At 33.9% G+C, this 13,183-nt stretch carries 9 protein-coding genes; 6 read left to right on the forward strand and 3 right to left on the reverse strand.

The genetic code is table 11. The features are described 5' to 3' along the window. The first annotated feature begins 19 nt into the window (after positions 1 to 19). Together AC4FQX_RS06725 and AC4FQX_RS06730 are read left to right on the forward strand one after the other, a co-directional pair. A complete protein-coding gene (locus tag AC4FQX_RS06725; protein WP_491166912.1) occupies positions 20 to 949 on the forward strand; it encodes a PKD domain-containing protein in 930 nt (309 codons plus the stop codon). Positions 950 to 977: 28 nt separating this feature from the next. Beyond that, positions 978 to 2,381 carry a DUF5074 domain-containing protein gene (locus AC4FQX_RS06730; RefSeq protein WP_491166913.1) on the forward strand — a complete coding sequence of 468 codons (1,404 nt, stop codon included), beginning with the start codon at positions 978 to 980 and terminating at the stop codon, positions 2,379 to 2,381. 291 nt (positions 2,382 to 2,672) lie between these two features. On the opposite strand, the gene AC4FQX_RS06735 is transcribed toward AC4FQX_RS06730, so the two are convergent. Beyond that, positions 2,673 to 5,123 (reverse strand): AsmA family protein, encoded by a 2,451-nt coding sequence (locus AC4FQX_RS06735; protein ID WP_491166914.1) that lies wholly within the window; start codon positions 5,121 to 5,123, stop codon positions 2,673 to 2,675. A 77-nt stretch (positions 5,124 to 5,200) separates the two neighbouring features. Next, positions 5,201 to 5,668 (reverse strand): copper resistance protein NlpE, encoded by a 468-nt coding sequence (locus AC4FQX_RS06740; RefSeq protein ID WP_491166915.1) that lies wholly within the window; start codon positions 5,666 to 5,668, stop codon positions 5,201 to 5,203. Positions 5,669 to 6,224: 556 nt separating this feature from the next. On the opposite strand from AC4FQX_RS06740, the gene AC4FQX_RS06745 reads away from it, so the two are divergent. Genes AC4FQX_RS06745 through AC4FQX_RS06760 form a run of 4 tightly spaced genes read left to right on the forward strand, consistent with a single transcriptional unit; the run spans position 6,225 to position 12,481 of the window. After that, positions 6,225 to 6,713, forward strand: coding sequence for a GbsR/MarR family transcriptional regulator (locus tag AC4FQX_RS06745; protein WP_491166916.1), 489 nt, complete (start codon positions 6,225 to 6,227; stop codon positions 6,711 to 6,713). Between the two features lie 43 nt (positions 6,714 to 6,756). After that, positions 6,757 to 7,881: an efflux RND transporter periplasmic adaptor subunit gene (locus AC4FQX_RS06750; RefSeq protein WP_491166917.1), complete on the forward strand. Its 1,125-nt coding sequence runs from the start codon at positions 6,757 to 6,759 to the stop codon at positions 7,879 to 7,881. A gap of 3 nt (positions 7,882 to 7,884) precedes the next feature. Continuing rightward, positions 7,885 to 11,073: an efflux RND transporter permease subunit gene (locus AC4FQX_RS06755; protein ID WP_491166918.1), complete on the forward strand. Its 3,189-nt coding sequence runs from the start codon at positions 7,885 to 7,887 to the stop codon at positions 11,071 to 11,073. 10 nt (positions 11,074 to 11,083) lie between these two features. Further along, the gene (locus AC4FQX_RS06760) at positions 11,084 to 12,481 is read left to right on the forward strand and encodes an efflux transporter outer membrane subunit (protein ID WP_491166919.1); all 1,398 of its coding nucleotides are present in this window, start codon (positions 11,084 to 11,086) and stop codon (positions 12,479 to 12,481) included. Positions 12,482 to 12,688: 207 nt separating this feature from the next. Here the strand turns inward: AC4FQX_RS06760 and AC4FQX_RS06765 are convergent, their stop codons facing one another. Further along, positions 12,689 to 13,168 (reverse strand): CYTH domain-containing protein, encoded by a 480-nt coding sequence (locus AC4FQX_RS06765; RefSeq protein ID WP_491166920.1) that lies wholly within the window; start codon positions 13,166 to 13,168, stop codon positions 12,689 to 12,691. Positions 13,169 to 13,183: the final 15 nt, after the last annotated feature.

Raw genomic sequence — 13,183 nt, forward strand, 5'->3', positions numbered from 1 at the left:
ACCTAACACTTAAATAAATATGAAAACGTTCAGAATCCAGAATTATTTAATAAAAGCAGTATTTGCTTTAGCGGTTGGCAACATTATTATAGGGTGTTCCAGCAGTGATGACAGTCAGGAGTTTATTACTCCTCCCGGATCAAAAGATTATTCAAAATACGTGACCAAAGTAATTGAGTTTATGCCGGCTCCCGGACAATTTGTAAACGAGCTGCCACAATATGTTAAAGGAGACGATGCAGTAGCGATGATCCGTAAAGTAGAAGCACAGGTAGCAGGACGAACTGACGGAGTGATTTCTCTGGGTGGTTATGGTGGTTACATTGTAGTAGGCTTTGATCATACCATACAAAATATTGTAGGAGAAAAAGATTTTAAAGTATACGGAAATGCATTTCCAAATAACAGTGAACCGGGGATCGTAATGGTTGCTTACGATAAGAACAAAAACGGAAAACCCGATGCAGATGAATGGTATGAACTGGCAGGAAGCGAATACAGTAAATCCGTTAAAAAATATACAATCACATATACACGTCCTAATCCGTTAAGCGGAGATTGTACATGGAAAGACAGCCAAGGAAATTCAGGTGCAGTATATCGTAATAAATTTCATGATCAGGGCAGTTACTTTCCTTTATGGTATACCGGAAATGAGTTAACCTTTACCGGAACTCTTTTGCCTAAAAATGTAATAGACAAAAGTGTTGGCGAAGATGAGTATTGGTCACTTCCCGCTTATGGCTGGGGATATGCGGACAATCAGGTAAACAGTAGTACTCTATCTAACTTTGATATTGATTGGGCGGTAGACAGTACTGGTCAAAAAGTAACACTTCCAGGTGTTGACTTTATTAAAATATACACAGGGATAAACCAGAATGCGGGCTGGTTAGGAGAAACCTCTACCGAGTTTTCAGGAATTGAAGATCTCCATATAATCAAATAAACTAACTATAATAACTAATTAAAATCAAATGAAATCAGTAAAACAGAAGTGTTTTTTAACAATAGCAGTAGTTTTTAGTATCGGACTTACAGGTTGTTCCGGTAATGATGATGATATTACATTAGCAGGAGATTCAAGAACAGAATCGTCAGGGATTTATTTTGTAAATGAAGGATGGTTTGGTCATGAGAACGGGTCTGTTAACAGACTGACTAAAGAAGGAAGTTTTATTTATAATGCATATCAGAAAGCAAATCCAGGAGAAGATCTTGGGATAACGACACAGTATGGTACGATCTACGGAGATAATTTCTATATTCTTTCAAAACAAGGAAAGAGAATAGTTATTGCTGATGCTAAAACATTAAGATTTAAAATAGGAATTGATAATATAGGAGGGGAAGATGCAAGAGCCTTTCTTGGAATAGACGAAAAAACAGCCTATATCAGTACCACAGATGGAATTGTACTATTCAATATTCAGGGATTTACTGTAGGAGATAAAATAACAGGAACAAGCGGGCAAGTAGGAACCATGGTTCACGTAGAAGATTACGTATTTGCAGTTCAGTCAGATAAAATTATTATTATTGATGCAGTAACACATACCATAAAAGAAACAATCAATGATAAAGGATTAAGTTCTATTGTGCAAAGTAAAGACGGCTCCGTATGGGTAGGAGGAACTTCTAAATTGATAAAGATCAATCCCTATACTTTAGAAAGAAAAGAAATAGCACTTACAGATCAGGCTATTAATACAGCATGGGGAGCATGGAATGCAGGTTCTTTTTCAGCAAGTATTAAACACAATGTTTTATATTGGGCAAAATCGAATTCATGGGGAGTAGGAAACATTATTATCCGTTATGATATTGACAGTAATACCTTCAATAATACTTTCTATACTTTACCAAAAACAGACGATGGAAGTACAAATCAGGTCTTTTACGGAGCAGGTTTAAGAGTTAATCCTGTGACCGATAATTTAGTAATTACTTCCCGAAAAAGCGGTTACGGAGAAAGTTACAAACAAAACTGGGTACATATCATAGACGGAACAACAGGAGCATTGATTACAACGAAACAAGTTAAAAACGATGCAGGAGAAGATCATTACTGGTTTCCGGCATTACCCGTTTTTGAGGACAATAATGTACCGAGTATCTCCAATACATTATCCATAATAACAGTAGGTAAAAATAGCAGAAGAGCTATTTATCTAAGAGACAAAGTAACTGACATCGATAATTTAGATGCTGCTATTATTAAAAAAGCAAATACAACTTACAAAGATATGCTAGATGTGTCTGTAAAATCAGATTCATTAATAATAGTAACTAAAGGAGTAGCAGGAAAAGCAGCGATTAATCTGAGTTGTAACTCTAATGGAAAAATAGTTTCAAAAGAAATCCCTACAATTATAAAATAAGGCAACAGAGGATCGATGGTTTAAGAAAATTGTATGCTGTAAAGCATATTCCTCCATATCTTTTAAAAAGAGTGTTATTCGATATAGCGCTCTTTTTGTTTTTATAAACCCCAGGAATTAAAAAACACAAACAACAAAATATATTTATACTCTTTCATCAGATGATTATGAAATGTGCTGAAAATGCATCATGCGATAATCGTATGTGAAACAATACTATTCTTTTAATAATCGAAATTTAGGTTTATTTTCAAATTATCACATCTTTAAATTTCCAAATTCTTCATAATACTATTTCTTCCTTTTCGTATTAAGCTTGATTTTAACCTTATCATTATTAGTATCATCCGTAGCGATTAAGTGCAGAACGACTCCCCGGTTTCTCCTTTTCTCTATTTCCTCAGGATCCGTTAGGTCTACATCCTTTTTAGGATTGCGCAAAGGAATATCCATAGCAATATTAGTCCCCTTAGAAAAAGAATAAATCCCCGAAATATCCATGTTTAGTATACTTGAGTTGATCTGCATGGGTTGGATAATAACCTTTTCACCCATAATATTAAACTCCCCTTTTAGATCACTAAAAGTAATATTTTTTATATTTCGAAAAGGAAAAGCTAGTTTTCCGATTGTTTTTATAGGTTCAAAATTCACAAGAGCTCCTTTCTCCATATTAAACGAAATAGTACCATTAATAGATTTTGGTACGATTTTTCCTTGGTCCGTGATATTTCCCGCAATATTCATTTTAGAAGAAACATTCCCCTCAATATTATCAGAAGTAAGTGATTTCAGACCAAAGTTTTCAAAAGAGTAAAAGAACTTTTTAACATCAATATTCTTTATTGTAGTGTTGAGTGTAAATCGATCCGTTGTACTTTTCTGAGAAAGAGTTCCATTCAGTTGTACCGTTCCATTCGCATAATTTATACTGGAATTTTTGATTATAATACCCGATTCTGACAAAGCTGTATTCATTTTAGCATTAGTAGCCATAAACTTATTATAATAGAGTTTGTCCACCAGAAGCTGCATATTTACATTACTTTTCTCAAATAAAAAATTCAGATGGTCTGTTGTATTGCTTTTATTCGTTTTCTGAGCAATTCGGTTCGTTTTACGAGTGCCTAAAAAACCAAGAAATTCACCCAGATATAATTGAGGACTGTGAATTTTCCAGTTTAGTACAATCTTTTCAGGAGTAGTGTAATACAAGTTTAGAAAGTTATCAATAGTACCCTCCATATATACAATACTTTTTCCACTTTGCAGTCGGATGTTATTGATTAAAAGATGATCCTCCGTAAAATTCAGAGCAACAGCCGTATTTTTAAAATTCAGATTTCTAGGAACATAATTGATATCCGCATCCGTAATAATAACAGTTCCCGTAACCATTGGTTTTGTCAGTCGAAATTCCTTAACATCCGCTTTGTAGTTCAGTTTCACATCCGCAGAACCCTTTTTGAATTCCAGCAGATCCTTAGTCACTATAGAATTGAGTTTAGCAATATCAAACTGAGAAGTTATTACACCCGTTGCAACAGGATGATCAAGATTATTGATAATAGTGCTGTCCATTACAAAAGGAATCTGTTTATATTGTCCCGAAAAATGAAACAGTTTTATAGCAGAATTGGCATCCTCAATTCCGCTGTCTTTTATATATTCATTTGTGAATTCACCATCAAAAGAACAATTTTCGATTACTCCTCCCGGAACACTTAATACGTTATTCTTTATCTTTGCTGTAACATGAATATACGGATCCCCTTCCACATTAAAATCCCCTACTATATCACATTTTACAGCAATAGGTTTCTCTATGGTGAACAAATTTAATTTACTGCTGATATTATTAGATAACAGATTAGAAGCATTTCTCCATATAATATCCGTTTCGATATTTAAAGTAAAAACAGAAGATTCTTTAGAAACATTAAATTTCCCTCCGATAACAAAAGTATCTGTTCCTATTTTCAGCTTATTTGGGTCAATGATAATAGTTCCTTCCTTTTCATTATAATGAGCCGATAATATTCCTTTAATCATTTTGTTCTTTACAAAACTTCCGTGAGCAGTATTAAAAGCTAAACTTTCAGCTAGTACTGTTAACTGCACATTAGCATTCCATCCCTTAAAAGTACGGTCTATTTTCCCATTCAATTTCTTAGCATCAAACCGGAAAAATTTATCTCTATTTTCATTTTCAGAAGTAAAAAGAACATTCTGGAGTACAATATGTTTAATTTCCGCAGAAGAATTATTTTTCTTTTTTTCCGTATCTTTTTTGTTTCCGAATACAGAAGTATTACTGTAACCACCTTTATTTACATATAAATAAAGAGAAGCATTATTAATCTCCACTTTTTTGATTTGAACTGTTCCCTTTAGTAGAGCCAGGGTATTTACAGAAACAAAAATATCTTTTGCATTCAGTAAAGAATGTCGATGCTCTTTCCAGAGACTGTCCCGTAGAACGATATTTTTAAGATGTATCGAAACACGGGGGAAACTTTGCAATAAACTGGGCTCCATGCTTTCTATTGACAATGTACCATTCAGGTTTTCATTTAGTTTGTTCGTAATAGAAGTAAGAACTTTTTCTTTATGAGTTGTAATATAAATTGAAATAGAGACATAAACAATAGAGAGGAACAGAAGCAAACCGGCAGGAATCCAAAGTAAAACTCTGATCCGGTGGGGTATTTTCAGATTCTTTATTGAATTGATACAGCCCATAATACGTTCAATATAATAATATATTTATAAAAGAAGCGCATTAAATGCGCTTCTTTATATTTTGAAATATTACTTTTTTATTTTTTAAGAATATAGAGGTCTGCAAATTCACCTTCAATTTTATTTCCATCCATATCCAGTTGAGTCAAAGTATTTTCACCAACAAAATATTTTTGAGGAGAAGTTTCGTTACCACTAAAAATAATAGTAGATCCGTCTTTATCCCAGATAAAAGTTCCTTTATTTTCAAAAATAGGCTCCTTAGCCTTACCCAGATATTTCATTTTTACAGTATAAGTAAGATCTTTTTTCAGTTCGATCTCCGTTTCAATACCATCGCAATCCGCACATGGAGTTGTTCCTTTATAGACACCATCCCAATCTAAGGAGTTTTCTGCATTATGTATATTATCGATTGTAATAGTATCTTCAGTTATTTCTGAGACTGTTTCATCAGGAGTAGTTTCAGCTGGTATTTTTGTTTGGTTATTGCAACTCCATAAAAGTACAGAGACTAATGCAAAAGAGAATATTGATTTTTTCATTTCTATATTGTTTAGTTGGTTACTATTATTCAAAACGTATACCATTTTGTATAAATGAAATAGAATAATTATTATAAAATTAAATAAAATAAATTAGAAATACTGAATTTTAAATCTTTTAAGAAGCAAAATATTTTACAATAAATCCTATTAAAAAAGAATTATTATTATTTCTTTTTTAATTGAACAGAAGAATTAACTTTCTGTAAATTATTATTTTACGATAATATTTCAATTTAAAAAAGTAAAAAGAATTAAATTTACATTTTGTTTTCAGTTAGAGATTTATCATTCCGTTTTATGATTTATTTATGTTTATGATAGATTAAACAAAGTTAGAGTTATATAATAAATTTCGATTTTGTCTTTAGAGTAAAAATTAATGATGTCAAAATAGGTAGGAAACTGATATTCAGATTTTTGGTTGAAGATCGTTGAAATAAGGCTTTCAGTATTAAAAAACATTAATTTTTTTTTAACACTTAAATCGGTTCGGTTAGTTTGGTTGTTTCCGAACTAATTGTATATTTGCGGGAAATTATTTAAAAATTAATCAATGGATAAGCAACAAAAAGAAAAGAATGAGTTGATTGAGTTGTTTGGTATTCACTTTGAAACATATTATAATCTACCTCCATGCGCATCAAGAATATTAGGAGTTTTGATTTTGAACTGTAGAACAAAGGGGATGACTTTTGAAGAATTGGTAGAAAATGGTAATGCCAGTAAGAGTACTATTTCAACCAGTATCAATTTATTATTAAAGCTTGAAAAGATTAATTATTACACTTTATCCGGAGATCGAAAAAAGTATTTCAGACCATCTCCCCCAAGTGAAAGAATTCTGAATCATTTAAGATTTATAGATTCAGAAAAAAAAATGATTGAAAGAGTAAAAGAGTATGAAATGAAATACCCACTAGACGATGAATATTCAAAAAATATGAGAAATACGATTGATACTTATATGAAGTATCTGGTAGAATTTGAAGATTTACTAAACAGATCAATTAAAGAGAAAGACCTTAATGAAAATAAATTTTAATAGAGAACCCAAAAAAAATTATTATAATAAATATTTAGATCCGATGAAAAATAAATTAGTATTGAGTATGCTGGGAGCAGCACTTGTTTTATCATCTTGTGGTGACAAGCAGCCACAACAACAAATGGGAGGACCAGTTCCTTATCCTGTTCAGAAAGTAGTTAAAGGAGACGCAATAGTCTATCAGGAATATTCAGCAAATTTAGAAGGACAACAAAACGTTGAAATCAGACCAAAAGTTACCGGTTTTATTGAAAAAATATATGTTGACGAAGGTCAGGCTGTAAAAAAAGGACAGATTTTGTTCAAACTTGAAGCTGAAACCGCTACTCAACAGGCAGATGCAGCTAAAGCAGCAGTAAATGTAGCCCAAGTAGAAGTAAACAGACTTGTTCCTCTTGTAGAGAGAAAAATCATAAGTAATGTAACTCTTGAAACAGCTAAAGCAAATTTAGCTCAGGCTAAAGCAAATTATAACAGTATTTATTCCAACATTGATTTTGCTACCGTAACAAGTCCTGTAGATGGCGTTATAGGAAGTATTCCTTATAAAGTAGGTAGTTTAGTAGGACCAACTATAGCTGATCCTTTATCTACAGTTTCAGATATTCGTAACATCCGTGCTTATTTTACAATGAATGAGAAACAGATGCTGAATTTTGACAAAACATTTCCCGGAGCTACTATGGCACAGAAAATTAAAATATTGCCACAAGTAGAATTAACACTAGCTGATAATTCTGTTTATGACCAAAAAGGGAAAATAGAAACGATCGACGGTTTAATGAATGCAAGAACCGGTAGTACAAGATTCAGAGCACAGTTTGCTAATCCACAATTGTTGTTGAGAAGTGGAGCTAGTGGTACTATCCGTTTTCCAATAGAAGAAAAAAACGTGATCTTATTACCACAACAGGCTGTGTATGAGGTGCAAGGTAAATATATGGCGTATACTGTTGGAAAAGAAAATAAGGTGGAATCTAAAATGATCCAGGTAAGCGGAGTCTCAGGATTAAATTATATTGTAAGCGGAGGTATTGAAGCGGGTGAGATAGTTGTAGTTGAAGGAGTAACAAAATTAAAACCGGGACAGGAGATAATTCCTCAGGAAGCAGGTAAAAAACAAGCAGAAGGAGCAACTCCTGCTAAACCACAAGAAAAAAAGTAAATCATGATTAAAACATTTATAAACAGGCCGGTTTTATCAACCGTAATCTCAATTTTAATAACCATTTTAGGGATATTGGGATTAATATCTTTGCCTATTGAGCAGTACCCGGAAATCGCACCGCCTACCGTTCAGGTAAGTGCTACCTATACGGGAGCTAATGCTGAAACGGTGTTGAATAGCGTGGTAACTCCAATAGAGGAAGAAATCAACGGTGTAGAAGGAATGACCTATATGACTTCTACATCTGCAAACGACGGTTCAGCAAATATCAGTGTATTTTTCGAATTAGGTATCGATCCGGATATTGCTGCAGTAAACGTTCAGAACCGTGTAGCAAGAGCAACAAGTAAATTACCTCAGGTAGTTGTTAATACAGGAGTAACCACAATAAAAAGCCAGACAGGAGCATTAATGTTCTTTGCTTTATTTTCTAAAGATGGAGCATATAATGAAACCGATGTTCAGAACTATGCAAAGATTAACTTAGTACCAAAGTTACAACGTGTTAAAGGAGTTGGACAAGTAAATGTATTCGGAGCAAAAGATTACTCTATGCGTATCTGGATTGATCCTGAAAAAATGGCAAACTATAAAGTAGTGCCTTCAGAAATTCAGGCAGCATTAAGAGAGCAGAATCTTGAAGCAGCACCAGGTAAATTTGGTGAAAATGCAGAAGGGATTTATGAATATGTAATGAAGTACAAAGGACGTTTATCTCAGGTTGAAGAATATGAGAATATTGTAATTAAATCAATTGGTAACGGAAATTTTTTACGTTTAAAAGATGTTGCAACAGTAGAATTAGGAGCATTTAGTTATGCTGCTAGAAACATAGCAATGGGACATCAGGGGGTTGCTGTAGGTATTTTCCAAACATCAGGATCTAATGCTCAGGACATTATGACTGAAGTAATGAAGATTTTGGAAGAGAATAAACAGGATTTTCAATTAAAAGGAATGGATTATGTTATTCCATATAACTCAAAAACATTTCTTGATGCATCCATTGATAAAGTTATTTCTACTTTATTAGAAGCATTCCTTTTGGTATTTATCGTAGTATATGTATTCTTACAGGATTTCAGATCGACCTTAATCCCTGCTATCGCAGTACCAGTAGCTATTATAGGTACTTTTTTCTTTCTTCAGATGTTTGGATTCTCAATTAATATGTTGACCTTATTTGCGATGATCCTTGCTATTGGTATTGTCGTCGATGATGCGATTGTTGTCGTTGAGGCGGTTCATGCAAAATTTGATGAAGGAGTCAAGGATGCCAAGGTAGCAACAATATCCGCAATGGATGAAATTACAGGAGCGATCGTTTCCATTACATTAGTAATGTCGGCAGTATTCGTACCGGTATCTTTCTTACAAGGACCTTCAGGGGTGTTTTACAGACAGTTTGCTATTACATTAGCAATTGCAATTGTAATTTCAGCGATAAACGCATTGACACTGAGTCCGGCTTTATGTGCGTTGTTCCTAAAACCTCATGATGATTCCGAACATGCTAAAAAAGGATTTAAAGATAGATTCTTTACTTCTTTTAATACAGGATTTGAATCATTGACCAATAAATATACCAAATCATTAAACTTTTTGGTAAAAAGAAAATGGTTAACAGGACTGGGATTAGCAGTTGTAGTAGGAATCATTTTATTATTATTCCAAACAACCCCTTCCGGATTTATTCCAAATGAGGATCGTGGAATCATAATGTCAGATCTTACATTGCCTCCGGGAACTACTTTAGAGAAAACACAATTAGCAGTGAATGAGTTGGATTCTATTTTAGCTTCTATGGACATTGTAGAATCCCGTATGAGTGTTGTTGGTTTCAGTTTGTTAAATAACGTGAGCGGTGGTTCTTATGCCTTTACTGTTATTAAATTAAAAGACTGGTCTCAACGTAAAGAGAAAAGTCAGTCCATTGATGCCGTAGTAGGAGAGTTGTTTATGAGAACCGCACACTTTAAAGATGCAAGAGCCTTATTCTTTACTCCTCCGAGTGTACAAGGATTTGGTACTGCTGACGGTTTTGAATTTAAACTGCAGGATAAAGGAGATGATGATTGGGCTACAATTGGTAAAGTAAGTGGAGAGTTTTTAGGAGCATTAAATGCAAGACCGGAAATTAATGGAGGCCTTGGCCTTGGTGGTTATGCTATGACTAACTTTAATCCTACTTTCCCTCAGTATCAGCTGGATATTAATATTGAAAAAACAAAAGATGCCGGAATTTCCGTAGCAGAGATATTCAATACACTTCAGGGATATTACGGAGGTTTATATACAACAGACTTTAATAAGTTTGGTAAACAATACCGTGTTATGATTCAGGCAAAACCGGAAGACAGAGCGACAGAAGAAAGTTTGAATAATATTTATGTCAAAAACGCAAATGATGAGTTGGTGTCAATCAGTCAGTTTATCTCTATTAAAAAAGCTTATGGACCAGAGTCGGTAACTCGTTTTAACTTATTGAAATCTGTTAATATTAATGGTAAAGCGAATGCAGGATATAGTTCCGGAGATGCAATTGCTGCTATTAGAGAAGTAGCGGCAGAGCATTTGCCAAAATCATATACCTATGAATTCTCAGGTATGACTCGTGAGGAGATCGCATCCGGTAATCAGGCAGCAGCGGTATTCTTACTTAGTTTAATATTTGTTTATTTCTTATTAAGTGCACAATACGAAAGTTATTTATTACCATTATCTGTAATTTTCTCATTGCCGGTAGGTATCGCAGGAGCAATTGCTTTTGTGAAACTTGCAGGACTGGAAAATAATATTTATTTCCAGATTGCATTAATCATGTTGATTGGGCTTCTCGCCAAGAACGCCATTTTGATTGTCGAATATGCCATACAGCGTAGACGACACGGTATGACTCTGTTTGAATCAGCAATCGATGGTGCCCGAGCTCGTTTACGTCCGATTTTGATGACTTCTTTCGCTTTCATTTTTGGTTTAATGCCTTTAGCATTATCATCAGGTATTGGCGCAGTAGGAAACAGATCAATCGGTATGGGAGCAGTAGGAGGGATGTTAATAGGAACACTTTTAGGAGTATTCGTTATTCCTGTATTATTCGTTATTTTCCAGGGATTACAGGAGCGTATCAGTGGAAAACCTGTCGTTGAGCCGATAAGAGAAGATAACTCAGATAATGTTACATTATAAAATTATGAAAATGAAGTATCAAAAATCATATAGAATATTGGTTCTCGTTGCAGTAACATTCTTGATGCACTCATGTTTTGTCGCTAAAAAATACGAAAGACCAGAAGTAGAAACCGATAATCTGTACAGAACAGAAGAAGTTTCTAAAGATAGTATATCACTAGCAGGTGTTTCCTGGGAAACACTCTTTAGTGACCCGATTTTGCAGAACCACATCAGAACCGGACTGCAGAATAACTATGATATCAGAATTGCAATTCAGTCTATTGCTGCTGCTGAAGCAAATATGAAACAAGGTAAAGCAGGTTATTTACCTACGTTTAGTGTAGGAGGAAACTGGACACACCAGGAACTGGCTAAAAACAGTCAGTTCGGTTCATTCTTTAACGGATCTTTAGACCAGTACCAGCTTGCGGGAAATTTATCCTGGGAAGCAGATATCTGGGGGAAGATCAGAAGTAATAAAAGAGCAGCAAATGCTGTTTATTTACAATCTGTTGCAGCAAATCAGGCTGTTAAAACACAATTGTTGTCAAGTATTGCTTCTACCTATTACCAGTTATTAGCTCTTGATGCACAATTAAAAGTGGCAGAAGAATCATTGCTGAATCGTGAAAGCAGTGTTGAAACCATCAAAGCATTAAAAGAAGCCGGTAATGTAAATGAAGTTGCTGTTAAACAGACAGAAGCTCAGAAATATGGTACTGAAGTAATTATAGCAGATTTGAAAACGAATATTACAGTGTTTGAAAACACAATGAGCATTCTTTTAGGACAAGCACCTGCTAAAATTCAGAGAAGTAAATTAGAAGATCAAAAGATCAATGTTGATGTTAACTTAGGTGTACCGGCAGAATTGTTAAGTAAAAGACCTGATGTTATTGCAGCAGAATATAATCTGATCAGTAATTTTGAGTTAACAAATGTTGCAAGAAGTAACTTCTATCCGTCTTTCACAGTAACGGCTTCCGGTGGATTCCAAGCTTTAAAGTTAAAAGACTGGTTCAGTTCAAATTCCCTTTTTGCTAATATTGTAACAGGGCTGACACAACCGATCTTTAATAAAAGACAAATCAAAACGCAGTATGAAATAGCAAAAGCAAATCAGGAAACAGCGTATTTACAATTTGAACAGTCTTTATTAAATGCAGGAAAAGAAGTTTCAGATGCATTAGCACAATATCAGAATGAAACGTATAAGATAACCGTTAGAGAAAAACAAGTTGATGCTTTACGTAAAGCAGCCAGTTATTCAGATGAGTTATTAACCTATGGTTTAGCAACATATTTAGAAGTATTGACTGCTAAAGATGCTGCTTTAAATACTGAATTGGATTTAATTAACAATAAATATCAACAGTTTAATTCAGTTATTACATTATACAAAGCCTTAGGAGGTGGATGGTAATATCTAAAATTAAAGGTTAATTCAAAAAGAGCCCAACAAAGATTATTTGTCGGGCTCTTTTTATATATAATGAGGTAATCTAAATTCTATCTTTGTGCCACAATAGCACAAGCTAACCCAATTGGACCTCCGCCAATAATGATAAGGTCATATTCCTTATTTGTCATACCACAAAGTTAAGAACAGAAATTAAAAAACAGTAGAAAACTATATTGTCTTTTTCCATTTTTTATAAGGAAACCGACTCAGATAAGAATTGTAATATCTTTTATCTCCTGTTACTTCCGATGCGAGCCAGTCCGGTTTTTCAAAAGATTCATCTTCAGAAGCCAGTTCTATTTCAGCAATAATAAGCCCTTCATTATCTCCTCTGAATTCATCCACTTCATAAATATGTTTTCCTTTTTTTATTTCATATCGAATCTTATCAATCTCCCCTTTTTCGCATAATTGTAAAAGAGATTCAGCTTCTGCCAGAGGAATTGTTTTTTCCCATTCAAATCGTGTAGTGCCGGATAAATTTCCTTTCCCTTTGACCGTTAAATACCCTTTATCCCCTTTTATACGTACCCGAACAGTACGTTCCGGAGCTGAATTCAGATATCCCTGAACAATTCGGGTTTGTCTATAAGCTTCATCTTTAAAGTGGTCTGAAGCAATTAAAAATTTTCTTTCAATCTCTGTCATGAGTAAGATTAATAA

It is taken from the genome of Flavobacterium sp. AK-301, assembly GCF_058310215.1.

Excerpts from the sequence above, each read along its gene's own strand:
- AC4FQX_RS06755 (WP_491166918.1), top strand. The coding sequence starts at position 7,885 with ATGATTAAAACATTTATAAACAGGCCGGTTTTATCAACCGTAATCTCA.
- AC4FQX_RS06740 (WP_491166915.1), bottom strand. The coding sequence starts at position 5,668 with ATGAAAAAATCAATATTCTCTTTTGCATTAGTCTCTGTACTTTTATGG.
- AC4FQX_RS06750 (WP_491166917.1), top strand. The coding sequence starts at position 6,757 with ATGAAAAATAAATTAGTATTGAGTATGCTGGGAGCAGCACTTGTTTTA.
- AC4FQX_RS06760 (WP_491166919.1), top strand. The coding sequence starts at position 11,084 with ATGAAGTATCAAAAATCATATAGAATATTGGTTCTCGTTGCAGTAACA.
- AC4FQX_RS06725 (WP_491166912.1), top strand. The coding sequence starts at position 20 with ATGAAAACGTTCAGAATCCAGAATTATTTAATAAAAGCAGTATTTGCT.
- AC4FQX_RS06765 (WP_491166920.1), bottom strand. The coding sequence starts at position 13,168 with ATGACAGAGATTGAAAGAAAATTTTTAATTGCTTCAGACCACTTTAAA.
- AC4FQX_RS06730 (WP_491166913.1), top strand. The coding sequence starts at position 978 with ATGAAATCAGTAAAACAGAAGTGTTTTTTAACAATAGCAGTAGTTTTT.
- AC4FQX_RS06745 (WP_491166916.1), top strand. The coding sequence starts at position 6,225 with ATGGATAAGCAACAAAAAGAAAAGAATGAGTTGATTGAGTTGTTTGGT.
- AC4FQX_RS06735 (WP_491166914.1), bottom strand. The coding sequence starts at position 5,123 with ATGGGCTGTATCAATTCAATAAAGAATCTGAAAATACCCCACCGGATC.